At 64.0% G+C, this 24,039-nt stretch carries 27 protein-coding genes, 1 tRNA gene and 1 pseudogene; 11 read left to right on the top strand and 18 right to left on the bottom strand.

The window, feature by feature from the left end:
- Positions 1-745: 745 nt before the first annotated feature.
- Genes ACN2XU_RS18695 through ACN2XU_RS18640 form a run of 12 tightly spaced genes read right to left on the bottom strand, consistent with a single transcriptional unit; the run spans position 746 to position 11,975 of the window.
- On the bottom strand, positions 746-1,726 hold the full coding sequence (locus ACN2XU_RS18695) for an asparaginase (RefSeq protein WP_419411984.1): 981 nt from the start codon (positions 1,724-1,726) through the stop codon (positions 746-748).
- Positions 1,727-1,730: 4 nt separating this feature from the next.
- The gene (locus tag ACN2XU_RS18690; protein WP_419411983.1) at positions 1,731-2,936 is read right to left on the bottom strand and encodes an ABC transporter substrate-binding protein; all 1,206 of its coding nucleotides are present in this window, start codon (positions 2,934-2,936) and stop codon (positions 1,731-1,733) included.
- On the bottom strand, positions 2,937-4,025 hold the full coding sequence (locus tag ACN2XU_RS18685; protein WP_419411982.1) for a CobW family GTP-binding protein: 1,089 nt from the start codon (positions 4,023-4,025) through the stop codon (positions 2,937-2,939).
- Positions 4,022-4,345 carry a hypothetical protein gene (locus ACN2XU_RS18680; RefSeq protein WP_419411981.1) on the bottom strand — a complete coding sequence of 108 codons (324 nt, stop codon included), beginning with the start codon at positions 4,343-4,345 and terminating at the stop codon, positions 4,022-4,024. Before ACN2XU_RS18680 ends, ACN2XU_RS18685 begins: the two co-directional genes overlap by 4 nt.
- A 54-nt stretch (positions 4,346-4,399) precedes the next feature.
- Positions 4,400-5,275 carry a polysaccharide deacetylase family protein gene (locus ACN2XU_RS18675; RefSeq protein ID WP_419411980.1) on the bottom strand — a complete coding sequence of 292 codons (876 nt, stop codon included), beginning with the start codon at positions 5,273-5,275 and terminating at the stop codon, positions 4,400-4,402.
- 36 nt (positions 5,276-5,311) lie between these two features.
- Complete coding sequence (locus ACN2XU_RS18670; RefSeq protein WP_419411979.1) at positions 5,312-6,358, bottom strand: ABC transporter ATP-binding protein; 1,047 nt, start codon at positions 6,356-6,358, stop codon at positions 5,312-5,314.
- Between the two features lie 55 nt (positions 6,359-6,413).
- Positions 6,414-7,634, bottom strand: a complete 1,221-nt coding sequence (locus tag ACN2XU_RS18665) for an ABC transporter substrate-binding protein (RefSeq protein WP_419411978.1) — start codon at positions 7,632-7,634, stop codon at positions 6,414-6,416.
- Between the two features lie 32 nt (positions 7,635-7,666).
- Positions 7,667-8,419 carry an SDR family NAD(P)-dependent oxidoreductase gene (locus tag ACN2XU_RS18660; RefSeq protein ID WP_419411977.1) on the bottom strand — a complete coding sequence of 251 codons (753 nt, stop codon included), beginning with the start codon at positions 8,417-8,419 and terminating at the stop codon, positions 7,667-7,669.
- Positions 8,416-9,144: an SDR family NAD(P)-dependent oxidoreductase gene (locus ACN2XU_RS18655; RefSeq protein WP_419411976.1), complete on the bottom strand. Its 729-nt coding sequence runs from the start codon at positions 9,142-9,144 to the stop codon at positions 8,416-8,418. The genes ACN2XU_RS18660 and ACN2XU_RS18655 overlap by 4 nt, the downstream gene beginning before the upstream one ends.
- Complete coding sequence (locus ACN2XU_RS18650) at positions 9,141-9,989, bottom strand: ABC transporter permease (RefSeq protein WP_419411975.1); 849 nt, start codon at positions 9,987-9,989, stop codon at positions 9,141-9,143. Before ACN2XU_RS18650 ends, ACN2XU_RS18655 begins: the two co-directional genes overlap by 4 nt.
- Before the next feature lie 4 nt (positions 9,990-9,993).
- Positions 9,994-10,905, bottom strand: coding sequence for an ABC transporter permease (locus tag ACN2XU_RS18645; protein ID WP_419411974.1), 912 nt, complete (start codon positions 10,903-10,905; stop codon positions 9,994-9,996).
- Positions 10,902-11,975: an ABC transporter ATP-binding protein gene (locus tag ACN2XU_RS18640; RefSeq protein ID WP_419411973.1), complete on the bottom strand. Its 1,074-nt coding sequence runs from the start codon at positions 11,973-11,975 to the stop codon at positions 10,902-10,904. Before ACN2XU_RS18640 ends, ACN2XU_RS18645 begins: the two co-directional genes overlap by 4 nt.
- A 286-nt stretch (positions 11,976-12,261) precedes the next feature.
- On the opposite strand from ACN2XU_RS18640, the gene ACN2XU_RS18635 reads away from it, so the two are divergent.
- From ACN2XU_RS18635 to ACN2XU_RS18615, 5 genes and pseudogenes are all read left to right on the top strand, one after another.
- On the top strand, positions 12,262-13,242 hold the full coding sequence (locus ACN2XU_RS18635; protein WP_419411972.1) for a GntR family transcriptional regulator: 981 nt from the start codon (positions 12,262-12,264) through the stop codon (positions 13,240-13,242).
- Between the two features lie 292 nt (positions 13,243-13,534).
- A pseudogene (locus ACN2XU_RS18630) lies at positions 13,535-13,660 on the top strand (IS256 family transposase); the annotation flags it as partial.
- 393 nt (positions 13,661-14,053) lie between these two features.
- On the top strand, positions 14,054-15,115 hold the full coding sequence (locus ACN2XU_RS18625; RefSeq protein WP_419411971.1) for a LysR family transcriptional regulator: 1,062 nt from the start codon (positions 14,054-14,056) through the stop codon (positions 15,113-15,115).
- Between the two features lie 8 nt (positions 15,116-15,123).
- The gene (locus ACN2XU_RS18620) at positions 15,124-15,336 is read left to right on the top strand and encodes a TRAP transporter large permease subunit (protein ID WP_419411970.1); all 213 of its coding nucleotides are present in this window, start codon (positions 15,124-15,126) and stop codon (positions 15,334-15,336) included.
- Between the two features lie 98 nt (positions 15,337-15,434).
- Positions 15,435-15,680, top strand: coding sequence for a TRAP transporter large permease subunit (locus tag ACN2XU_RS18615; RefSeq protein ID WP_419411969.1), 246 nt, complete (start codon positions 15,435-15,437; stop codon positions 15,678-15,680).
- A 192-nt stretch (positions 15,681-15,872) separates the two neighbouring features.
- On the opposite strand, the gene ACN2XU_RS18610 is transcribed toward ACN2XU_RS18615, so the two are convergent.
- The 5 genes from ACN2XU_RS18610 to ACN2XU_RS18590 form a co-directional block, all read right to left on the bottom strand.
- Positions 15,873-15,947, bottom strand: a tRNA-Gln gene (locus ACN2XU_RS18610).
- A gap of 61 nt (positions 15,948-16,008) precedes the next feature.
- Positions 16,009-17,013: a diguanylate cyclase domain-containing protein gene (locus ACN2XU_RS18605; protein WP_419411968.1), complete on the bottom strand. Its 1,005-nt coding sequence runs from the start codon at positions 17,011-17,013 to the stop codon at positions 16,009-16,011.
- Positions 17,010-17,609 (bottom strand): heme NO-binding domain-containing protein, encoded by a 600-nt coding sequence (locus ACN2XU_RS18600; protein ID WP_419411987.1) that lies wholly within the window; start codon positions 17,607-17,609, stop codon positions 17,010-17,012. Before ACN2XU_RS18600 ends, ACN2XU_RS18605 begins: the two co-directional genes overlap by 4 nt.
- Positions 17,610-17,702: 93 nt before the next feature.
- Complete coding sequence (locus ACN2XU_RS18595; RefSeq protein ID WP_419411967.1) at positions 17,703-18,425, bottom strand: NUDIX hydrolase; 723 nt, start codon at positions 18,423-18,425, stop codon at positions 17,703-17,705.
- A gap of 12 nt (positions 18,426-18,437) precedes the next feature.
- The gene (locus ACN2XU_RS18590; protein WP_419411966.1) at positions 18,438-18,827 is read right to left on the bottom strand and encodes a DUF983 domain-containing protein; all 390 of its coding nucleotides are present in this window, start codon (positions 18,825-18,827) and stop codon (positions 18,438-18,440) included.
- A 238-nt stretch (positions 18,828-19,065) separates the two neighbouring features.
- On the opposite strand from ACN2XU_RS18590, the gene ACN2XU_RS18585 reads away from it, so the two are divergent.
- The 4 genes from ACN2XU_RS18585 (at position 19,066) to ACN2XU_RS18570 (ending at position 21,328) form a co-directional block, all read left to right on the top strand.
- Positions 19,066-19,683, top strand: a complete 618-nt coding sequence (locus tag ACN2XU_RS18585; RefSeq protein ID WP_419411965.1) for an EF-hand domain-containing protein — start codon at positions 19,066-19,068, stop codon at positions 19,681-19,683.
- A 134-nt stretch (positions 19,684-19,817) separates the two neighbouring features.
- Positions 19,818-20,417, top strand: a complete 600-nt coding sequence (locus ACN2XU_RS18580) for an RNA polymerase sigma factor (protein ID WP_419411964.1) — start codon at positions 19,818-19,820, stop codon at positions 20,415-20,417.
- Positions 20,398-20,772, top strand: coding sequence for a hypothetical protein (locus tag ACN2XU_RS18575; protein ID WP_419411963.1), 375 nt, complete (start codon positions 20,398-20,400; stop codon positions 20,770-20,772). Before ACN2XU_RS18580 ends, ACN2XU_RS18575 begins: the two co-directional genes overlap by 20 nt.
- 4 nt (positions 20,773-20,776) lie before the next feature.
- Positions 20,777-21,328 (top strand): periplasmic heavy metal sensor, encoded by a 552-nt coding sequence (locus ACN2XU_RS18570; RefSeq protein ID WP_419411962.1) that lies wholly within the window; start codon positions 20,777-20,779, stop codon positions 21,326-21,328.
- Between the two features lie 117 nt (positions 21,329-21,445).
- On the opposite strand, the gene ACN2XU_RS18565 is transcribed toward ACN2XU_RS18570, so the two are convergent.
- Entirely contained in the window at positions 21,446-22,933 is a 1,488-nt protein-coding gene (locus ACN2XU_RS18565; RefSeq protein ID WP_419411961.1) for a diguanylate cyclase, read from the bottom strand.
- Between the two features lie 99 nt (positions 22,934-23,032).
- On the opposite strand from ACN2XU_RS18565, the gene ACN2XU_RS18560 reads away from it, so the two are divergent.
- Together ACN2XU_RS18560 and ACN2XU_RS18555 are read left to right on the top strand one after the other, a co-directional pair.
- Positions 23,033-23,317, top strand: a complete 285-nt coding sequence (locus tag ACN2XU_RS18560; protein ID WP_419411960.1) for a DUF3572 domain-containing protein — start codon at positions 23,033-23,035, stop codon at positions 23,315-23,317.
- Positions 23,314-24,030, top strand: a complete 717-nt coding sequence (locus ACN2XU_RS18555) for an HAD family hydrolase (RefSeq protein ID WP_419411959.1) — start codon at positions 23,314-23,316, stop codon at positions 24,028-24,030. The genes ACN2XU_RS18560 and ACN2XU_RS18555 overlap by 4 nt, the downstream gene beginning before the upstream one ends.
- Positions 24,031-24,039: the final 9 nt, after the last annotated feature.

Below are 24,039 nucleotides of genomic sequence, written 5' to 3'. Positions count from 1 at the left end.
AAGGTCGCTCATGTCACCGCTCCGTTTTTAGAGCCGTGAATCACGCAGCGCTTCGAAAATCAATGCATCCTGACCCTGGAGATGGCCGCATCAATTCTACGACAAGGCCCCCGCAAAAACAGGGGGTTACCATACGGGTCGGCAAAAATTCAAAGCCGCGCCATCAACTGGCTTACCATTCTATGAACGACAAGGCACGAGGTCCGCTCTTACGTGACATCGCTCCTGACGAGTCAGCCCGCTTCCAGACAAGGCTGACTATTCCGCACCGGCATTGCCAGCGTAATGTAGAAGTCGAGTTTGCGCGTGGTCCCTCGGACCACTTCCGCGCGCGCTGACTTTCGCGAAACGCGAAAGCGACCGATCGCAGAGCAGGATCAGCACGAGTTGCATGCGCCAGCCCCCTTCGCCACGGCGCGAGGCCGCCTTGCTACGTCGTTGAGCGAGCAGGTTGCCTGACCTCGGAAAATTTCCGTTCAACAGGCAAGGCAATGCAATGCGGTCGTCCTGCTCAAGGACAGGCGCGGAGCGCGGCTCCTCAATGCGATCCGCCGCGGCATGGACCAGTCCGGGCCGATCACGCGTGTCCTCCGGCACCTCCTTCTCCAACTGCGTGCGATTCTGCTCCTCGAGTGGGCCTATGAGTGGGGAACGAGGAAAGTTTCGCCCTGCTCTAACCGGAGGACCCGATCGTGCCCGAGTTCTGCATGCTCACTGACGGCCTCGATTATTTGCGGGTCCAACTTTAACCGAAGTGCAGAAAATATGTCTTGATGGCCTCGGCGCTCTCTCCTGCACCCAGCAGGGCAGACAGCAGCAGCCGCGATTTATAGGCAGATAGCGAGCCGCCAAGGATGCAACCCGCGTCTTCCAGCGTCGTCGCCCCGGAGTCATTGCCGTAGACCGCCATGGTCCGCCCTTCGGTGCAACGCGTGGCGATCACGACCGGAATCCCCATGCCAATCAGGCGTTCGGCTGCGTCGGCGAAGCCCATGGGGGCATTGCCCCGGCCGAAGGCAGAGATGACAACGCCGGTGACGCCACTCTCGGCACAGAAATCCAGCAGGCGCGGGGTGGTGCCGAGACCAGGTGCGATGAGTTCGACATCCGGATCAAGCCGCGGCGCGTCGATACGGACCCGCACAGCCGGTTTGCGGGTGACGTAGACCTTGCCCGCGTCCACATCCCCCAGCTTGCCGACACCCGGCGAGCGGAAGGTGTCGACGCGGGAGGCATGGACCTTGCTCACATCGCGCGCCGCGTGGATTTCGCCTTCGAAAAGGATGACCGGGCCAAGCCCGACAAGCGCCTCGGACGCCGCACATGTGAGTGCATCGCCCAGGTTTCGCGGCCCGTCCGTATCGGCCACCCCCGCATGGCGCTGCGCCCCGGTGAAGACCACCGGCTTGTCGGAGGCGACCAGCAGATCCGCGAGGAAGACGCTTTCCTCCATGGTGTCCGTGCCGTGGGTGACAACGACGCCCGCCACATCGCCATCGGCCAGCGTCTCGGTGATCTTTGCACAGAGCGCATGCACCGTCGCGAGATCGAGCGCATAGCTGCCGCGGGCCGGGAAATCCACGACCCTGACCGCGATGCCTTCCGGCCTTGCGTGCAGCGAGCCAAGCAGTCGTTCGCCCGCAAGGGCGGCATTGACCGGGCCGCCCGCATGGTCAGCGACCGACGCGATGGTCCCGCCGGTGGAGATGAGTACGACGTTTTTCATGAGTTTATCCTGCCCTGCGTCCCCGTGCGTCGCGGCCGCGGGCGGCTTTGGTCAGCTCTCCCCAGCGGCGTACAAGGAAATTGTGTTCGTCCATTGTCGTGTTCCAGACGGCGATGCGGCTGGCCCGGTCGCCGAAGGCGCCGCCGGAGCGGATTTCGCCGGCCCGGATGGCAGGCCGGCCCCGCGGGTCCGGCAGATCGCGGGCCGCAGGCTTGCCGCCGTACCAGTAGTCCCATTCGTCGGGATCGAGAACCGTACGCACCCGGTCGGGCACGGACATGTAATAGCCCTGCCGGGCCATGGTCGCCCCTGCCCATCCGGACAGGAACCAGTTCATCCAGGCATAGGCCATGTCGAGCTTTTGCCCCGACAACCGCGCCGAAAGGCACATGCCGCCATGCCAGGCGCGGTAACCTTCGACGGGCGTGGCCTGCCGTATCTTCAGGCCGCGCCCCTTCATCTCGACCACGGCGGGCGACCAGATCGAGGAAATCGCCAGTTCGCCGCTGGCGAAGCGATCGACCGGCTCCGTCGCCTGCCGCCAGAACGGCGCGAGGTGGCCGGACCGGGCCAGGTCCATGCCGTGGGTGAACATCTCTTCGATCTCTGCCACGGTCATGTTGCCGATGTCACGCACCTGCATCCGCCCGGCCGCCATCAGCGCCATGGTCAGGTCGAACGCCCCGATGGCCGGTTCATCAACCAGCGAGACGCGGCCGAACCAGCGGTCTTCCAGAAGCTCTGCCCAGCTGGTGATATCGCGGTCCACGTCGAGGTTTCCGACTTCGCTGTTAACCGCGAAACTGTCAAAGTTGTACACCGTGGGCAGCATGGAGATCCGCCCCGTCGGCGTATCGCCCAACGTTGCGTCGGATTGCACGTAAAGCCGCGAGGACGGCCTGTCCCCCGCACCGTTGAACGCCCCCTGCAAGGGGCTCTGGTCTATGCGGGCAAGGCCGTTCATTTCGTCCCATGTCTCGATACGGGCCACGTCGATCGGCTGGATCGCGCGCCAGTGCCAGACGATGTCGAGATTGTGAAAGCACTGGTCGTAGACATCGTAGCTGTCCGGGGACATCGCCGCCGTGCGCTGCGCGCCCACGAAATCCTGTTCCAGGAACTCCAGCTCGAATCCCAGGTCTTCCTCGGCCTGCGCTTTCAGGAGTCGCCAGGGCAGGATCTCGGTACACAGGATGCACAATTTTTCCATTCAGGCGGCCTCTTCCCCTTTGGCCGCTTGGGCCCCACGCGCGTCGTTCAACCGTATGAAGGCATGGAACGAGCGGCGGATCAACGCCGGGTCGAGCCCTTCGAGGATGAAAACCAGGCGCGAGTGCCGCGGCCCGTCCGGCCAGTGCTCCATGTGCACGGGCGCATGAACAAGGTGCTGCACGCCGTGGATGGCGACGGGACGCGTTTCGCCTGCAAGGGCGAGGATGCCCTTGACGCGGAAGATCCGGTCGCCGTGGCGATGCAGCAGCAGCGTCATCCAGATGCCGAAGTCCGTCCAGTCGAGCGGCTGTTCCACGGTCAGCGAAAAGGTCACGACACCAAGGGTTTCGTCGTGATGGTGATGCCCGTGGTGATCCCGGTGGTCATGATCGTGACCGTGCGGGTGATGCGCGCCGGGGGCATGGTCGTGTCCGCAGGTGCCGCAGGTCTCGGTTTCAGTCTCGGGCTCGATCAGGTCGCGCGTCGTGTCGAGATCGCCAAGGATCTCGGCCGCGCCCTGGTCGGAGGTCAGGACCCGCGCCACCGGGTTCACCCGTGCCAGCGCGGCGCGCAGATCGGTGACATCGCCGGACAGGTCGGTCTTTGTCAGCACGATGCGGTCGGCGGCAGCGATCTGGCGCACGGCCTCGGCGCGGTGGTCCATCTGGGCCGAGGCGTTCACCGCGTCCACCGTCGTCAGCACCCCACCCGACCGGAAGTGGCTGCGCAGCACGGGATGCGCCTGCAGGGTCTGCAACACCGGGTAGGGATCGGCCAGGCCCGTGGTCTCGATCACCACGCGGTCAAAGTCGATCTCGCCGCTTGCGCGCATCTCGTCGAGGTTGATCAGCGCGTCGGCCACCTCGCCGCGCACGGTGCAGCAAATGCAGCCGGACTTCATCAGCACGACGTTGTCGTCGATCCGGTCGAGCAACTGGTGATCCAGCCCGATCTCGCCGAATTCGTTGATCAACACGGCGGCGCGCGCCATGCCGGGATCGGTCAACAGCTTTTGCAGCAATGTCGTCTTGCCGGAACCGAGAAAGCCGGTCAGTAGCGTGACGGGTGTCAGGGCGGGCGTGGTCATTGGCGCTCCATGAAGGCGATCAGGTCTTCGTCCAGCGGATCGAAGCCACGCGGGGCAAGGGCCTCTGCCTCGGGCCAGAGGTGCGACAGCGCGTCGAACACCCGCGCCGCGCCGGTGGGGCTCTTGAGGACGTAGGACGTGCCGTGGAACTCGGCCATCTTGAGGCGGCGAAAGTCGAGCACGCGGTTCGCGGCCTTCAGCCGCCGGGCGCCTTCGCTGCGCCGGGAATGGCGATCGGTGTTGCGCGAGTAGACGCCTGGGCGGTCCACGGCGCTGGTCCAATGGTCGTCGCATCCGAGGATGCCGCAAAGCGAGCACATGCTGCCTACCTCCTGGAAGATCGGGGGAGCGTGGGCTGCTCCCCCGGGTTTGGCTCAGCGCGGGAAGCGCTTGTCGAAGTCGTCGGCCATTTCGTTCATGGTGACGAAACGCACGCCTTCCTTGCCCTTCATGTACTTGATCAGCCGTTCCAGCATCAAAAGAACCTGCGGGCGGCCGGACACGTCGGGGTGGATGGTGATCGGGAAAACGGCGTAGTCCATGTTCTCGTAGACCCAATCGAACTGGTCCTGCCACATCTGCTCGATGTCGCGCGGGTTCACGAAGCCATGGCTGTTCGGCGCGGCCTTGATGAACATCATCGGCGGCAGGTCGTCGAGATACCAGTTCGCCGGGATCTCGATCAGGTCGGTTTCCTCGCCACGCTCCAGCGGCTTCATCCAGTCCTCGGGCTTGCCGGAATAGTCGATCTTGGTCCATTTGTCGCCGACGCGCACGCGGTAGGGCGTAAAGTCGTTGTGCATCAGCGAGTGATCGTACTTGATGCCGCGTTCCAGCAGCAGCTCGTTGGTCACGTTGGAGAATTCCCACCACGGCGCAACATAGCCCGTAGGGCGCTTGCCGGAAATCTCGGTGATCAGCTCGATGCTCTTGTCGAGAACTGCCATTTCCTGCTCGCGGGTCATGGCGATCGGGTTCTCGTGGCTGTAGCCGTGAATGCCGATTTCATGGCCACGCGCCGCGACGTCCTTCATCTGCTCCGGGAACGTCTCGGCGGAGTGGCCGGGGATGAACCAGGTGGTCTTCAGCCCGGTCTTGTCGAAGAGATCGAGCAGACGCGGCGAGCCGACTTCGCCGGCGAACATGCCGCGCGAGATGTCATCGGGGCTGTCTTCGCCGCCGTAAGAGCCGAGCCAGCCGGCGACGGCGTCCACGTCGATGCCGAAGCCTACGAGAATATCCTTGGTCATTGGGTTTTCCTTCTTGGTCAATTGAGGTCAGGTGTTTCAGGATTGGATGAGCGTGACCGCCGAGGGATCGACGCCCAGCGTGATGGGTTGGCCCAGGGTCAGGGCCTGGGCGGCCGGGGTGGCGGCGTGGGTTTCGACGCTGATCTCGCGCTGATCCGCCAGGCGCACTCTCAGATGCCCCACCGAGCCGACCAGCGACTTGCCCGTGAGCGTGCCGTCCAGGAGGATCTCGTCGGGGATCCCTGCGGGCGTGATGCGGAAGGCCTCGGCCGGGATCACCGCCAGGTCACCTGCGCCATGCCCGTTCAGCAGGCCAAGCGGCGTGTCGATCCGGCCGGCACCTACGGCCCGCCCCGCGATCATCGTGTTGGAACCGATGAAGTCCGCGACGAAGCGGCTTGCCGGGCGGCGGTACAGCTCCTTGGGCGGAGAGACCTGCTCCACCACGCCGTTCGACATCACGACGACGCGGTCCGACAGGCCAAGCGCCTCGGACTGGGCGTGGGTGACGAAGATGAAGGTAATGCCCAGCTCGCGTTGCAGCAGCTTCAGCTCGTTCTGGATGATACGGCGCAGGTTCGCGTCCAGCGCGCCCAGCGGCTCGTCAAGCAGCAGGATTTCGGGCTCCACCACCAGCCCGCGCGCCAGCGCGATCCGCTGACGTTGCCCGCCCGAAAGCTTGTCCGCGCGGCGGTCCGCGAAATCGTTGAGGTCGAACATGTCGAGGATGCGGTCGACCTTGTCGTCCTTTTCGCGTTGCGGCATCTTCTTCAGATCGAGGCCAAAGGCCACGTTCTGCCGCACGGTCATATGCGGAAACAGCGCGTAGTTCTGAAAGATCATTGAGGTCGGGCGACGTTCCGGCGGCATCGTGGACACGTTGTGTCCCTTGATGAGGATCTCGCCGTTGGTGATGTCCTCGAAGCCCGCGATCATGCGCAGCGTGGTGGACTTGCCGCAGCCGGACGGCCCGAGGAAGGCGACGAATTCGCCCTTCTCCACCTTCAGGTCGAAATCCGACACCGCCACCGTGCCGTCGGGATAGGTCTTGCCGACCTGGATCAGTTCGAGATCGTGAAGCATCTTGGCCCCTCGTTGGATGGTGTGGGGGAAGGCACGCGCCCTCCCCCTTGTGTGCTCAGGCGTTGAGGAACTCGTCCCACTTCTGGATGAGGTGGTCGTATTCGTCGGGCCACTGGTGCCAGTAGGCGACGTTGGAGGAGCGTTCCTCGAGTGAGCCGCCGTCCCGAAGGTCGCCGGGGTTGATGCCGCGCTCGGGCTCGCCTTCCCAGGGCGCGCCCTCGTACCAGAAGGCGTATTTCTTGGGGTCCATGGCATCCTTGATCGAGGTCGAAGGCGAATAGTAGCCCTGCTCGGTCACGGTGATGCCCGGCTCGCCGGACAGCCAGTAATCGGCATAGGCGATGACCGCTTCGCGGTTCGGCGTGCCCTTGAGCATGGACGGGCCGATGGCCCAGCCGCGCGTGCCTTCCTTGGGTGTCGCATAGCGCGCGGGCTTGCCCTGTGCTTTGACGGCCATGACAGCGGGCTGCCACGCGTCGCAGACGACCATCTCGCCGGAAGCCATCAGGTTCACCAGCTCGCCGAAATCGCCCCAAAGTGCGCGAAACTGGCCGTCTTTCTTTTTCGAGATCAGGAACTTCGCCGCCTCGTCGATCTCTGCCATGGTCGGGTTGCCGGGGTTCTTGGCTTCCAGCATACCCAAGGCGTTCAGCGCCAGAATGGCCTGCCCGATGGCAATCAGCGGATCGACGTTAAGTCCCGAACGGCCCTTCCACTTTTCGTCAAAGAGCGCGGTCCATGTGTTGGCCTCTTCGTCGGACAGCACCTCGGGGTTGTAGCCGATGGAATCGAAATTGTAGACGGCCGGCACCATGTAAAGCTCAGTCTGGGCTTCATCGGCCCAGATCTGGCCAGCGATCTGCGCCTGCGGGGCCCACTTTGGGTCCGGCGTGGTGAAGGTGTCGCGGATCGAGTTCCAGTTCGACAGTGCCGAGGTCGGGATGGTCTCGACATTGTTCGTGGCGATCAGCGCCGGAAGACGCTCACCGATGATTTCCCAGCAGTCGTAATCCGCCGAACCGGAAAGGATCTTGGTCTGTGCGTCGGGGTAGGTTGCCGGGGTGCCTGAGACGGAGCTTACGCCGCTGGCCGCCTGAAAGGCGTTCAGGATACGGTCCTGAACGGTGGTCGACAGACCGGTGGTGCGCAGTTCCTGCGCCGAAAGGTTCTGCGCATAGGCCATGCGCGCCCAGGGGTGCAGCCCGGTGCCAAGTGCGGCGGCGCCGGCGGCGGCGCCATACTTGAGAAAGCTGCGGCGGTTCGTGGTCAGTGTCATGGTTGGTTATTTCCCTGTCGTTGTGCGTTGAGTCAGTAGCGGCCCGGAAGCAGGCCGCCATCGACCGTCACCACCTGACCGGTCAGGTAGGAGGCGTCGGAGGATGCGAGGAACCCGATGACCGAGGCGATCTCTTCCGGCTCGCCAAGGCGGCCCATCGGGATGTAGGGGGAGGCGATCTCGGCCGCCTTCGGGCCGAGGCTGTTCTGTTCGCTGAGCAGCTGGGCGGTGCGGATGTAACCCGGCGCGACGCCGTTCACCCGGATACCGCGCGGGGCCAGTTCCACCGCAAGGCCGCGCACGAAGCCCACGACCCCCGCCTTGGCGGAGGAGTAATGCACGTGTTCGTCCCAGCCATAGGCCACGCCCATGATGGAGCTCAGGCAGATGATGGACGCGCCTTCCTTCATCGCAGGCAGCGCCGGGCGCACGACGCGCAGCATCCCTTTCAGGTCGATGTCGAAGGTCTCGTCCCACTTCTCGTCCGTCATCTCGGACATGGGCACGCGGTGCGCGATGCCGGCGTTGGCCACGATCACGTCGATCCCGCCGTGCCGCGCCACCACGTCGGCGACCAGCGCATTGGCGGCCTCCGTGTCGCGCACGTTCAGCGGCTGGAACTCGGCGCTGCCGCCCTTGGCGACGATGGCATCCACCACCGCCCGGCCTTCTTCGGGCAGCACGTCGGTCACGACAACATGCGCGCCCTCACCGCCAAAACGCTCGGCCACGGCCTTGCCGATCCCGATGCCGGCACCGGTCACGAGTACGATTTTCTTGCTCATAGCATCACATCCCCGGAATTCGGGCCAAGTGTCTGGCCCACAAAAAGCGCCGCGTCGTCCGAACACAGGAAGGAGACGACGCCCGCAACCTCGGACGGCTCGCCGAAGCGGCCGAGCGGCAGTTCTGATTTCTTGACGGTCTTCCAGTCCTCGGAGAGGGCTTCGACCAGCGGTGTATTGATGGGTCCGGGTGCCACGGCGTTAACCCGCACGCCCTTGGCGGAAACCTCCCGCGCCAGCGATTTCGTCATGCCGATGATCGCCGCCTTGGCCCCGGCGTAGTGGGTCAGCTCGACCCCGCCGACCTGCCCCAGCTGGGAGGCGATGTTGACCACGATCCCCTGCCCCGCCTCGAGCATGGCAGGCAGGCAGGCGCGGGTGACAAGGAATGTGCCCCGTACATGCACCGCGAAGATGCGGTCGAACATCTCTGGCGCGATGTCCAGAAACAGCGCCTGGTGGCCGAAGCCCGCGTTGTTCACCACGATCTGAGGAGCGCCGAAGGTGGCGCGGATGTCCTCGACCATGGCGTTGACCGCCGCCTCGTCGCTGACATCCGCGGCAAAGCCCTTGGCCGTGCCGCCCGCCGCGGTGATCCGATACGCCACGGCCTGCGCCGCTTCGAGGTGAAGATCGTTTACGGCGACGCTGTGCCCGTCAGCGGCAAGGCGTTCCGCGATGGCCGCCCCGATGCCGGAGCCTGCGCCGGTGACCAGGGCGATCATGCCGCGTCCTCCTGGCCCTTGTAGCTGCCCGATTTCACGGCGGTGAACCGTTTCATCAACAGGCCGTAGACCACCAGCAATGTGAAGCTGAACAGCGTGGTCAGAACCCCGAAGGCGAAGAGGTTGGGATAGATCTCGACCGAGAAGGTGCCGTAGATCGACAGCGGAAGTGTCAATTCCCGCCCGGTTGTGAACAACGTCCGGGAGAATTCGTCATAGCTGAGCGTGAAGCTGAACAGCATGGCCGACAGGACACCCGGGAAGATGATCGGAAAGGTCACCCGGCGGAAGGTCTGCGCCGGAGAGACACCGAGCGAGAGGGAGGCTTCCTCCACCGTGCGGTCGAAGCGGTTGAAGATCGCCAGCATCACAAGGAACGCGAAGGGGTAGGTATAGACCACGTGCAGGACAAAGGCCGTGCCCCACCATGCCCGCGACACGCCGACGTAGTTCGACAGAAGCGCCATGCCGAGGCCCACAAGAACGCCCGGCACCATCATGCCGAGGATGATCAGGTAGAAGGCCGGGCCGGAGCCCTTGAACCGGGTGCGGAAGGCCTCGGCGCTCATCACGCCCAGGATGGTAGACACGACGGTGGTCATGAAGGCCAGCATGAGCGAGCGCAGCAGGCTTTCCCCCACGGGCAGCTGCGACACGCGGCTGGTTTCCGTGGCGCCGAACAGGTGCTGGTACCAGTAGGTGGACCATTCCTGGATCGGGAACTGCGGGCCGCCGTTCGGCCCCTGGAAGCTCAGGATCGCCAGCACGATCAGCGGCCCGTAGAGGAACAGAAGGAACAGCCCGGTGTAGGCGGCCAATGTCGGTTTGAGGAAGTTGGCGTTCATTGGATCACATCTCCTTGCGCAGATCCACGACCCGCAGGGCGAGCGCGATGGCAGCAGTGATGATGACGGTCAGGACGACGCCCGCGACCGCGGCAAAAGCCCATTTCAAAGAGCCGACCTGGCTGACGATGATGTTGCCCAGCAGGTTGACCTTGCGACCCGACAGCGAGGCTGCCGTGGCGAATTCACCCAGAACCATGACCGAGACGAAGATCGCACCCACGATCACGCCCGGCATGGACAGCGGCAGCACGATGCGGCGGAAGATCGTTCCGAAGGAGGCGCCAAGGTCGCGGGCCGCCTCGATGATGCTCTCGTCGATGCGTGAGATCATGAAGGTGATCGGACCGACCATGAACACGCAGTAGATCTGCGTCATGCCGACAAGCACCGAGAACTCCGAGAACAGAAGGAAGGTGAGCGGCTCCGAAATGATGCCGAGCTTCAGCAGGATCGTGTTGATCGCGCCCTCGGTGCCCAGCATCGGGCGCCATGCGATGACCCGGATCAGGAAGGAGGTCCAGAACGGGATGACGCAGGCCACCAGAAGCGCCGTCTGCACCGTCTGGTTTTTCACGAAGAGGCCGATGAACAGCGCCACCGGATAACCCACCAGCAGTGTCGCCACGAGCACGATCGCCCAGATCCGCAGTGTCGTGCCGATGGCACCGAGGTAGGTGGAGGACGACAGGAAACGCTCCCAGCTTTCCGTGGTCAGCGTGTCGTTCACGGCGAAGGTCGTCTGCGTCCAGAAGGAGACGTAGATCACCATCACCATGGGCAGAACCATGAAGAGGATCATCCACAGCAGGCCGGGCGACAGGAGCGTCAATGCACGGCGCCGGTCCTTGGCCTCGCGCTGTGTGGCGGGGCTGATCTCGGAAGTGTCGGTCATGTCTGTTGTCACCGTTGTCATGTAGCGGCCCCCTCGAACAGCAGCGCATCCTCGGGCGCATAGTGCAGCGCGTAGGTGCGGCCCTCGGTCAGCTCCGGCAGGCGCGGTTCCCCAAGATGGTCGACCACCTGGATCAGCGCGCCGTCAGGGGCCCGGAAAAAGGCAAGCGCGGTCGGGCCATTGAATTCACCCGTAACGTAACGGGCAGTGAAGTGGCTATGGCCACCGGGCACGGAGTCGGGGTCGGAAACGCCAAGCTGGTCAAAGCGCAGGGCGATCTGCCCCTGCGTCCCGTCGGCCAGGGTGCGCGGCAGCTGAAAGGACCCGGCGGGGGTTTCAAGCGCGCCGCCCCTGGCGGTACCGCCCAGCAGGTTCCACGCATTGAGATGGCGCGCCGCCGCGGCGTTCTGCGGGCGGGTGAACAACTTGGTCGACCCGTCCGCCTGCGCGATCTTGCCATCGGACAGCACCGCGACGGTATCGCCCATGGTCAGCGCCTCGGTTTCCGATCCGGTCACATGCAGGAAGCTGACCTTGAGCCGCTCGCGGATGGCGCGCAGCTCGTCGCACATCCGGTTGCGCAGGTTGGCGTCGAGCGCGCCCAGCGGCTCGTCGAGCAGGACGATGCGCGGCTCGGTCACCAGGGTGCGCGCCAACGCCACCCGCTGTTTCTGACCGCCGGAGATTTCACCCACACCGCGATGCCCGAAGCCATCAAGGCCGACGAGTTGCAGCGCCTCGGCGGCGCGGTCTGCCAGCTCCCTGGGATCGGTGCAGGCCGCGGTTTCGCGGTGCTTCAGCCCAAACTCGACGTTTTCCTGCACGCTGAGGTGCGGAAAGAGCGCGAAGTTCTGAAACACGAAGCCGATGTCGCGCTTGTGCGGCGCCTTGCCGTCAAGCCTTTCGCCATCCAGCCAAAGCTGGCCGGCGTCCGGCTCTTCAAAGCCGGCGATGAGCCGCAGCAGCGTCGTCTTGCCCGAGCCGGAGGCCCCGAGCAGCGACATGTAAGTGTCTTCCGGCACGATGAGGTTGAGGTCTTTTAACGCGACGGTATCGCCGTATCGCCGCGTGACCCCGCTGAGATTAAGCACGCTTCACTCCCGGTTTGGTGTTTTTTGCACACAAACATCGTTTTAGTTTTCAGGCAAGACATAAATGATCTTCGTGTGCAAAATTCATATTTTGCCAAAAAATTGCTCGCTTTGACCTGTGTAAAAGCGATAAAAGCAGCTTTTGATCTGCACCAACCTGCGTCTGATCTGTTTTCGGTAGATCACTGTCATGATCTTTGCACACAAAAATACATTCCAAAATCCGCCTTGGATCCGGTAAAACGTCCGTGCCCGACTCAACCGACCGTTAGTAAAGGACCCCCAGATGCCAGAGGATGCATTCGGCGCCCGTCGCAGCCCCTTGTTCGAGAGCACCGCCGACATCCTGCGCAGCAACATCGACAGCGGCACCCTGAAGCCCGGTCTCGTGGTGCAGGAAAGCGCCCTGTCCGAACGGCTTTCCGTGTCCCGTGCGACGGTCAAACGCGCGCTGACCCTCCTGGCCGAAGAAGGACGGTTGTGCCGTTTCGACGGACGCGGCTACCTTGTCGCCGGATCGGATCAGCCCCTGCGGCACGACCTGCGCGCCATTGACCTGGACCTTGACCAGTTCGAGGAGAGCGCAGGCAAGCCCAACTGGCTGCGGATCCAGGAAGAGATGGAGGCCGATCTCGCCCGCTGCCTCATCTTCGGTCGCTATCGGATCATCGAATCCCTCGTCGCCGAGCGCTTTGGCGTGAGCCGCACCGTTGTCCGAGACGTCCTGGGCCGCCTCCAGGAGCGTGGCCTCGTCACGAAGAGCAGCACCTCCCGCTGGGTGGTGGAGCCCCTGACCGCGCATCGTTTCCGCAACAAGTTCGAATTGGCCGCGGTCCTCGAAGTTGCGGCACTGGAAAGCGCCCAACCGAATTTCGAGGCGCTTGCCCGGCTGAGCGCCGACATCCGCTGCTTGCCCCAGGATGGCCCCGCTGACCCGGAAATTTGGTTCGAACTCGAGGGGCGCTTTTACGATCTCGCCATCCTGTCGACCGCGAACGACGATCTTGCCGAGTACGTGCGATCGAACCGCGCGGCATTGCGCTCATCACAGCGGGTCCTGTTTTCGCTCGGGTTGCCACCGGATCGACAGACGCTCACAGAGCAAGGCATGATCGTGGACCTGATTCTGGCGCGCACACGCCCTGCGGCGGCAAGCATGCTGTCGACGCATTTGGGCAACGCGTTGAAACGGACCATTGCCCAACTCAAAATCGTGTCCGTGATCGATCCGCCCGAAGACCTTGCCCCTTACCTGCAAGCAGGCTGAGACCCCGCCGGGCAGTTGGGCACGGGCCAGATCACCCGGCCCGTGCCCGTTTCCCAGTGAACGGGCACGCAAGATTGGCTCTGACTCAGTGTCGATGAACCTTTGCGACTATGATGCCGCGACAAGCCGAGCCTTGAGCAGGTCGGTATTCGCGCGACCATACATTTGGTGTAAATCGGCATGCCAAAATGGGTCGTGTCGCGGAAATGGTGGAAATTTGAGTATGGCGCAATCTCCGGATGGTCCAAAACTCACCCGAACCGGCGGATGCAACCGCCAGGGAGATTACACCATGAACCAGATTACCGAGCTCGCGAGCGTTTCGTCGCTCTCAGACGGGGCCAGCGTCGACCCTATCGAGGATCGCCTGCGTGCGGACGTCCGAGCCACCGTCGAAGCAATGTTCGAGGAGGAGATGGGATCGTCCGGCTTGCCGGCAAAATCCCATCCCTCATGCGAACAGTATTGTCTGCCCCTGTTCTTGTAATGACTGCAGTCTTTGGGCGGCGACCGAAGAGCTAAAGCCATCTTCAATGCCCGGATCGCCAGGTCCCGCTTCATCAAAGGCGCGGTATGTCTCTTGATCGCTGGTCAAATGCGATTTCTGCGCCTGACACCAATGTGCGGGGCCCGATAGGCCCGAACCGTAGGGCGTCGCCCCATTGAAGACCCTATAAATCCGCACGATGGACGCGTTGTGTTGCCAAAAAATTACGGCATGATCCCCGATTTTTCAGCAAATTTGCCCTCAAAACTTGATGTATGCCATTCTTGAATTGATCGCTTCTATTAATTTACGAAGCCTCGTCTCATGACCCCCAAAGACCTCGCCACCTTCCTGAAAGTTGCCGAAACCGGCTCCGACAGCTTGGTGGCGGACATGCTCGGCCGGTCCCAGCCCTCGGTCACGCGCTGCCTGAAGGACCTCGAGGAGACCCTCGGATTTCCTTTGGTCCAGCGTGTCGGCCGACGGATCCAGCTGACCGCCGAGGGCGTCGCCTTCGAGGAAGAGGCGGGTCGCCTTCTGTCCATGTTTCAGGACCTGCGCGCCCGCACCCTGGCCCGTGCCTCGGGAGGCGAGCAGCCATTGTCGATCTCGGCGACCTATGCGCTTGGCGCCGGGCTGGTGCCACATGCGCTGGCGCGCTGGCCCGAGACGGACCGACCGCGCGAAGTGCGTCTGATGCAGGCCGCACCCAACGCGGTCGCCCATGACCTGTTGAGCGGCAATGCAAGGGTCGGCTTTGCGTCGCTGCCGCTGGACGTGCCGGGCATCATCGCCAAACGCGTCTTTTCGGCCCCGCTGGTCGCCGCCCTGCCCGAAAGCCGGTCCGCGGAATTCCCAGAGGGCCAGCCGGTTTCCCTGGCTCAGGTCGCCACGGACACGGTGGTGACAATGCTGGACCAGACCCGTCTGCAGGGCCGCATCCGTCAGGCGCTGGAAACCGCGGGGGTACATCCTGCCCGCGCGATACGGGCCAATTCCTCGGTCTCTGCGCTGCAGTTCGCCCGGCTGACCGGGGCCACCGCCATCGTCGAGCCGGTGACAGCTTATGGCACTTGTTCCAACGGGGTCATCCTGCGGCCGCGGACCGAAAAGGTGGATTTCACCTTCGGATTCTTCTTCGCTGCCGGGGGCAATGCCGCCCGCGCGACGAAGGACTTCTTCGACCTGTGCGAAGCGGCCCTGTTCGACCTGACCCCCAGGTCCGCCGCCTCGACGAAACGCCTTCTCCCAAATCAGAGATTGACCATGACTGACACACGCAGCGGCCTATCGGCCCTGCTCGCCATTCCGTTCTACATCCTTGCGGGGAACCTGATGAACGCGGTCGGAATGACCGACAATTCTCCAACATTGCGCTCGCCCTGATCGGCAGCGTGCGCGCCGGCCTTGCCTATGTGAACGTCATCGCCTCGCTGATCTTCGCAGGCGTGTCGGGCGCGGCCACCGCCGATATCGCGGGGCCGGGCCAGATCGAGGTGCGCGCCATGCGCGAACGCGGATATTCGCATGAATTCGCCGCCGCGCTGACCGTCGCCACCTCGCTGGTCCGGCCCATCGTGCCGCCGTCAATCAGCCTGATCGTCTAAGCCTGGCTGGCCAATGAATCCGTCGCGCGCCTGTTCATTGCCGGGATCGTGCCAGGGCTTCTCGGGGCGATCTCCTTCATCGCCTACATCAGCGTGATGTGCGTCTTCCAGGAGATGCCGCGCGAAGCACCCCGAGTATGGCCTCGGTCAAGCGCGCAATCCGCGAAGGCGTCCCCGCCCTTGTCGCCCCCGCCATCATCCTCGGCGCCATCGTCTTCGGCTTTGCCACCGCCTCCGAGGCCGGCGTCATCGCCTGTGTCTACACCCTGCTGATCGGCCTGGCCTACCGCGTGCTGACGATTCAGATGCTGTGGCACCCGCTGAAGGAAAGCGCGCTGCTCTGAGCCCTGATCATGATGATCATCGGCGCGTCGCAGACCACGGGCTGAGGCCCTCGCGACGCATGATGTGTCACACCATGTGTCATACCCTGTGTCACAGGGCGGGTTACGGCATCTGGCTCGGGATGGCATGAACCCTAAAAGCCCTTGTTTTCAAGGGCCTCACGGCAGTGTTCTTCAATTTTTGGTAGCATTTGGCTGGGGTGGTAGGATTCGAACCTACGGTACACGGTACCAAAAACCGCTGCCTTACCACTTGGCTACACCCCAACTGTGGAGCGCTATCTACTTTGCGAATTGGCGGGGATCAAGCCCTTAAACCGGAAAAAATTCATTCTCCCGCCAGCATCGCGCCGCCCCCGGAATCTCCATCGTCCTGACGCGGATCATGGAACGAATATTGTGCCCGTCCGCCGCGTTTGGAGGCGTAAAGCGCCTGGTCAGCCAGCTCCAAAACGACACCGGGTAAAATCTCCTCGCTTCGTACGATCGTGATCCCGATACTCGCCGAAACATGGCAGGCCCGCCCGTCGTGAATCACTGGCCGTTCGATTCTCTCTATCAATCGTTCCGCAATCGCCGCGAGGCGCTCCCGGTTGGTCAATTCGGGAAAAATCAGAACGAATTCATCGCCACCGATGCGCGCGGCGGTATCGTCCTTGCGCGTCACATCCCGCATAATCTGGGCAACTTGCCGCAGCACCATGTCGCCCGCCGCATGACCGTAGGTGTCATTGACCTGCTTGAAGAAATCGAGATCCATATGCATGAGCGCAAAGGGCTGCCCCCCCCGGCACAGGCGCTCCAGCACCTGATCCAGCGCCGTGCGATTGACCAGGCCGGTGAGCCCATCGGTCGCAGCGCGCCGTTCTGCCTCCGTCTTGGCGCCCTGCAGCCGGGTATTCAGATGCAGTGACGAATTCATCGCAGCCGTTTTCGCCTCAACGAGGTAAAGCATCTCCACCGCCAGATCCGTCGCCGCGAAATCGGTGCTGGTGAGGGAATAGTCGCGCACCGCGTCGATCACCGATATGCCAAAAGACATGTTGACCACTGCGCCCCCCGCACCATCGGCGGCCACGACCCCCTTGAGCTGGGTGCGTTTCTGATTGCGCAAACGGATATGAAGTTTCCGGCCGCGCGCCGACAGGAGGTGCTCCATCGAAGCGATCCCGCGCGGACGGTACAGGTCAAAGGCTTCGAGGAAATACGCCCCTTTCAGCGGCGGCATTTGCAGCTTGGCAAGCGTCGCCCCCGAGCCGATGATCCGCCCCATCGGGTCAAGTGCGACATGCATCGGACAGAGCGCACTGAGAACATTTCTGCTGATGGTCATACCGACGTCCCCTGCGCCGCGCTCAGCTCGAAATTGCGGCCCTCCGCAAAGGCGGTCTCGACCACCGTGATCTCGATCCGCTGCAGGTTACTCGACTCGCACCCCTTGTGATCAAGAAGAACAAGCGCACCATAGTCGTCCGCCATCGCCCGCATGACGCCGACCATGACATAGGAAAAGGACTTCATGTTCCCGACCACGTTGAGCACGAAATGCGTCGGGTCCGCTTCGATCAGCTCCATCTCCGGCAACATGAGGTTGGGCACCGCCAGCCGCGCACGCCCCGGCAGATCGTCCAGCGAATGCAGGAACTCGATGAAATCGTCGCCACCAAACCGCAACAGTCGCCGCAGCCCCTCGCGGTTTGGATGCGACACAAGATAGGTGCCGATGTCTTCGAGAAATTGCACGCCAACCTTGCCAAGCACCTGCTCCGTCGAGCGAACCAGGGTCGCCAGGAGCTTGTGCTCGTAGCTCAGCATGGCCTCGAACTCCGACGGATCGAGATCAGCCGCTTCGGCGATCGCAATCCAGGTGTCCAAGCCATACGTGTCCTCGATAAACACCTGGAATGTCTTGAATATAAGCCCATGCATCATGGCGGCGCAAAAACCCTCTAATACCGGGCCTTTGTGCGCTGACGACTCTTAACATCGGCGTAACAGCGAAAATTGCAAGGAAATTTCGCCTTATTCCGGCAGGCGACCGCCACGCAGGCGCAGGAACAGGCTGGCTTCGTCGTTGTTGCGGAAGAAGGGCACCGAATCCGGCGGGCCCGGCTCATGCAACCGCGCCGCGACCTCGGCCAGCACCACCTCGGTGATGAACGGCAGATCAAAGCTGCGCACCTCATCAAGCGGGATCCATTGCAGATGCGACAGCTCGTCCGCCGCAGCGTCGAAATCGTCCAGATCCGACTGCAACGCCTCCGCATCCACGAGGAAGAACCGTGCGTCGAAGCGCCGGGGCCGGCCCGGTGGGGTGATGGCACGAAACACGAATTGCAGCGCGTCCGCAGCCGGGCGATGGCCGGTTCCGGCAAAGGTCAGCCAATCTTCGGGAATATCCGACGGCCAAGGCGCCGGAGCGCCAAGGATCTGCCCGGTTTCTTCCCAAAGCTCCCGCACGGCGGCCACGGCAAGCGCGGCGGCCCTTGCGCCGGGCGCCTCTTCCTGGAGCCGGCTTGCACAGAGCGGCGGCAACGGCCGCGCCAGCGCGACCTGCGCATCGCCGCTGTCCACGGCGCCGCCGGGGAAGACGAATTTATTCGGCATGAACGCGGCATTCGCGCCGCGCTGGCCCATCAACACGCTTGGACGCGCGCCACGATCGCGCACCACGATCACCGTCGCGGCATCACGGATGGCGGTCTTGTCGACCGGGTTCGCGGTTTCGGTGTCTGTGCTACTCATGGGCCCCCGGCGTCACGATGCTGGGGGTGCAAATCCATGCATGCCGCGCGCCCACTGGAAAGCCACGATCGCCCCTTTCAATCGTGGCAGAAGATAAAGCGACAATCCGACAGAGCCAACCGCAAAGATCGTGAACAGGATCAGCGGTTCGGGCCGAAACCGCGTGAAGACCATCAGCAGCAGCGGCGCCATCAGATGCCCCACGATGAGAATCGTAAGATAGGCCGGCCCGTCATCCGCGCGGTGGTGATGCAGATCTTCCCGGCAGACCGGACAATGATCGCGCACCTTGAGATACCCGGTCAGCAAGGGACCCGAGCCACATTTCGGACAACGGCGGCGCCAGCCCTTGTAAAGGGTCGGCCAGAACGGCCGCTCGGCATTCAATTCTTCTTCTGTCATGCGGTCCTCATCGGTCCAAGTTTACAAGTATGGGCAAACGTCCGCGTGAAAAGAAGGGTTCAAAATGTCCTTGCGGCGGGATGTCACACAGGCCCGTGATCCCTGCACCGAAGGCCTTTTGCAAAAAACTTTGCGCCGGAGCGACGGAACCTGCGGGCTGGCGCGTGTAAGCCTGCATGGACGCCCGAACGGGATGTCTTTCAATCCGCGAAAACGCGAGCAGGAAGGAACCTGAAAGATGACGATGAAGACCGCAAAGACTGTAGTGACCGGTGCGCTGGTCCTGATCCTGGGCACGGCTGGCATGGCACAGGCCCGTGGCGGCGACATGGAGCGCGGCTCCGGCATGCGCGGCGCCATGATGGAAACATGGTTCGCACAGGTCGATACCGACGGCGACGGCAAGATCACACCTGCGGAAATCGACGCCTTCAAGCAGGCCCGCTTCACCGCGGCCGATACCGACAAGGACGGCTTTCTCTCCGCCGAAGAAATGAGCGCCTATGCAGACAAGGCCCGCGCCGAGCGCGAAGCCGCCCGCAAGGCTGCCCGCGCCGATGCCATGCTCAAGCGCATGGACACCGACCAGGACGGCAAGATCAGCGCAGAAGAAGCGGCGGCGATGGGCCCGGGCCAGGACCGTATGCTCAAGAAGCTCGACGCCGATGAAGACGGTGCCGTGAGCCTCGAAGAAATCCAGTCCGCGCAATCGAAAATGCGCCACTGGGGCGGAAAGCGCGGCGATGGCGGAGAGCGTCAGCACAGCCGCTGGAACGGCCACGACAAAGACCATGGCGGCGAGCGCGGCCATGGCCGTATGGGCGGGGGCGACCGCGCGCCCTGGTGGATGCAGTAACCGCCCGCAGGGCCGGACCGCCCGCCCGTTCCCGCCGATGCCACCCATGCACCGGCGCGGCGGGCGCGTCCGGCCGGCGCAAAGCCAATCTTGCGCCGCGCCTCCGGGCGCGGTAGCGCGATGGAATGGACCCGATGCCCTATGACGCCATGAGCGATCTGAGCGACGACGCGCTGCTCGCGGCCTATGCGGCGGGCGATGCCATGGCGGCCCGCGCCTTGACTGCGCGTCTCGGCCCCCGGGTTTTTGCCCATGCGCTGCGGATGCTTGGCGGCGACCGCGCCGAGGCCGAGGACGTGGCCCAGGACGCATTGCTCAAGCTCTGGCGCATCGCGCCGGACTGGCGCGCGGGCGAGGCGCAGGTGACCACCTGGCTCTACCGGGTCACCGCCAACCTGTGCATCGACCGCCTGCGCAGGCGGCACGGCGGACCGGCGCTCGACGCCATTCCCGAGCCGGTGGACGAAACACCCTCGGCGGCAGCGGCCATGCAGAGCCGCGCCCGCGCGCAGGCGCTGCAAGGCGCGCTCGATCAGCTGCCGGACCGCCAGCGCCAGGCGGTCATCCTGCGTCACATCGAGGGGCTTTCGAACCCCGAGATCGCGCAGATCATGGACATAGGCCCGCGCGCGGTGGAAAGTCTCACCGCGCGCGGCAAACGGATGCTGGAGGCGCTGCTCTCGGGGCGGCGCGATGAATTGGGGTTTGAGGACGATGACGAAGCGCAAGGATGACAAGCTGTGGAGCGATGCTGCCGGGCTCGATGATTTCTTCGAGGCCGCGAAGGCCGACGCCCCTTTGCCGTCCGGTGATTTCATGGCCCGGATCGAGGCGCAGGCCGTGGCAGTCATGCCCGCGCCCCGCCGCGCGCCGCCCGCCCCCGCGCCCGGGCTGCTGCGCCAGCTTCTGCATACCTTCGGCGGCTGGCCCGGTGCCGCGGGCCTGGTCAGCGCCTGCGCGGTGGGTCTCTGGATCGGCATCAGCCCACCGGCGAGCCTCAGCGGCTATCTCGGTCTGGATGCGGCCGGGCTTGACAGCTACGGCGTCGAACCGATGTCAGGCTTTGACCTTGCGATGATGGAAGGCTGATCACATGATGGATGATCCAAAGCAGCCCGCCGATGGCGGCACCGGACCGGACAGGCCGACGGGCAAACGCCGCTGGCTGCGGGCGCTGCTTTTCGTGTCGCTCGCCCTCAATCTCGCGGTCATCGGCCTTGCCGTCGGCCTCATGCTGCGGGGCGCGCCCCCGCGTGGCCCCGAACGCGGCGGCGCAGATTATGTCATGCCCTACACCCGGGCGCTCGACGCAGATCAGCGGCGCGCGGTCTGGCGCGATCTGAAGCGCGATTTCTCCGAGCGGCGCGATCAGCACGGCAAGGATCGTCAGGATCTCATTCAGGATTATCGCGATGCCCTCGCGGTGCTGCGCGCCGACCGCTTCGACAGCGCGGCGATGATGGCAATCCTCGATCGCCAGAGCGCCCGCGCCACGGAGCGGCAGCAGGTGGGGCAGCAGGTGCTGAACGCCTACCTCGCCTCACTCACCCCCGAGGCACGCGCCGCCTATGCCGCACGGCTGGCGCGCGAAATCGACCATCTGCAGGAGCGCCGCAACCGCTGGCATTCGGACAAACAGCGCTGATCGCCTCGCCGGACCGGGAGCGCGGGCGCCGGATTCCGCCGCCCCGGAAACAAAATCCTCACACCCGGTCGGGTTGCGAGGACTGAACACATCACCAGCGCCACGAAACCAGGCGGATCAGCCGCCGCTCTTTACATCCCTCGGCTCTGTCCAGCCCAGCGCGCCGCCACCGCCGCCGGTATTCGGACCGGGAAAGCTCCGCCCCGGCGTGGAGCGCGTACGCTTTGACAAAACCGTCACCGTATCGGCCATGACAAGCGTGTTGCGCCCCTTGTTCTTGGCCGCATAGAGCGCCTGATCCGCGCCTTCGATCAATTGCATCGGCTCGTCGCCATGACCGGACCGTCCGATCGCCACGCCGATGCTCAGCGTCACGGTCAGCGTCTCTCCGGTCGGCAGGATGATCGGCCGATCCGCCATCACCCGGCACAGCCGCTCCGCCGTGCGCTGCGCCTGCTCGCGCGAGGTGTCCGGCATCGCCACCAGGAACTCTTCCCCGCCATAACGCGCCACGAGATCGGCGGCGCGCAGATTGTCGAGCAGGCGCTTGGACACCTCCTGCAACACCGCGTCTCCGGCGGCATGGCCGAACGTGTCATTGACCATCTTGAAGTGATCGAGATCCAGCAGCAGCAGCCCGTAATCGCGCCCCTGCGTATCCGCCCGCTCGGCCAGCCGCTGCAAATGCGGCATGGCATAGCGCCGGTTGTACAGCCCGGTCAGCGGATCGCAGACGGCCGCGCGCAGCCCGTCCTGCATATTGGCCCGCAACCGGTCATTGGTGCGCTTGCGGGCGATCTGCTTCTTGAGACGCAGACTCAGCTCTTCGGGGTCCGGTCCGGTGGCCAGAAGGTCGTTCGCCCCCATGTCCAACGCCGCCGCCGCCTCCTTGCGCTGCTCGGGCTGTGCCACGTAGATCAGCGCCGAATGGCGCAGCGTGCGGTTGGACCGGATCTGCGGCAGCAGCTTGAGCCCCTCGCCCTCGCCGGTCTCGCCTTCGACGATGACAAAGACATCGGGCACCGGGCCCATGATCTTCTGTGCCTCGTCCATGGGGCAAAGCTCGATGGTGTCGCGCATCCGGTGATGCAGCTCGACCTGAAGACGGCGCAGCGCGGTGCCCGTCCCGGCAGAGATCATCCGCACCAGCCCCGGCGTCTCGAATTCGCTTGCCTGCTCGCGCAGCCCGAGCGCCCTGCGGGTGTCGTCGCGCAACTGCAGCTCGGCCTCCGCATCACGCGCCCTCAGCAGCGAGCGCAGCCGCGCCAGCATCACCAGCTCGTCCAGCGGCTTGGACAGAACATCGTCCGCCCCCGCCGCCAGCGACATCAGCCGCTCGTTCACATCGTTGCTGTCATGCATGAGCACCACCGGCAGCCGCATGTCGCCCGCCAGGGTGCGAATCTTCTCGATCAGGGCGCGCCCCGACATGTCCGGCAGGCTGGCTGCTGCGATGACAACGTCTGGCCGGGCCTTGCGGAACATTTTCAGCGCCGCTTGACCGCTGGCGGCCTGCGACACCTCATAAAAGGCGGCAGAAAGCTTGACCCGCAGGATAATGCGGTTTGTCGGAACCGCATCGACAACCAGAATTCGTCCTGTCATTCAATTCATCCTAACAAAAACGCCCCTTGCGCTTGTACCTTTCCGCAGTGTCAGATTTGCTCCACATTGGTTAAGAAACCCTTTCGGAAATTGATCAAAATGAATGCAGAGCGAGAAACCGCCGACATGATCGGACTGCAAGCCGTGGCCTGGCTTGCGGGCAATGATGAGCTTTTACCGGTGTTTTTGGGCTCAACCGGCGCAAATATCAGCGATTTTCGCCAGAATCTCGAAGATCCCGCCTTCCAGGGATCGGTTCTCGACTTTCTGTTAATGAATGATGAATGGGTGATCGCTTTCTGCGACGCGGAATCGCTGCCCTACGATAGATTGATGCGCGCGCGCGCACTTCTACCCGGAGGAGACATGGTGCATTGGACATGACGCAACGCGCCGTCTCCGCGCTGCTCTTCGACAAGGACGGCACCCTCTTTCATTTCGGGGACACCTGGAACACCTGGGCCATTTCGGTCATCGACCATCTCTCGGATGGCGATCCGGACCGCAGGGCGACCCTGGCCCGGGCCACGCACTTCGATCTCGACAGCCAGAGCTTCGCCCCCAGCAGCCCGGTCATCGCCGGGACCAACCGCGAAGCCGCCGAATGCCTCTCCGCCGCCCTGCCCGATCACAGCCTGCCGCAGATCGAGGCGCTGCTGACGGACCTGGCCAAGGACGCGCCGCTGGCACCCACGGTGCCGCTTCCCGCGTTCTTCACAGCCCTCAAGACGCAGGGCTTCGCACTCGGGTTGATGACCAATGACACCGAAGAGGCGGCCCGCGCGCACCTCGACACCGCCGGGATCGCCCCGCTTTTCGATTTCATCGCCGGGTTCGACAGCGGCTTTGGCGCCAAACCCTCGCCCGCGCCGCTCCTCGCCTTCTCGGACGCCACCGGCCACGCGCCGGAGCGCTGCGTCATGGTCGGCGACAGCACCCACGACCTGATCGCGGGCCGCGCGGCGGGCATGAAGACAGTCGGGGTGCTCACCGGCCCCGCCCGCGCCTCGGCGCTGGCCCCCCATGCGGATGTGGTCCTGCCCGACATCGGACATCTTCCCGGCTGGCTCGGTGTCGACGTCGCGATGGACGACTGACCCACCCGC

Source organism: Pacificoceanicola niger (genome assembly GCF_048553275.1).
Taxonomy (GTDB): Bacteria; Pseudomonadota; Alphaproteobacteria; order Rhodobacterales; family Rhodobacteraceae; genus Pacificoceanicola.
The sequence above is the reverse complement of the archived record's forward strand: the minus strand, read 5'-3'. Positions and strand labels throughout refer to the sequence as shown.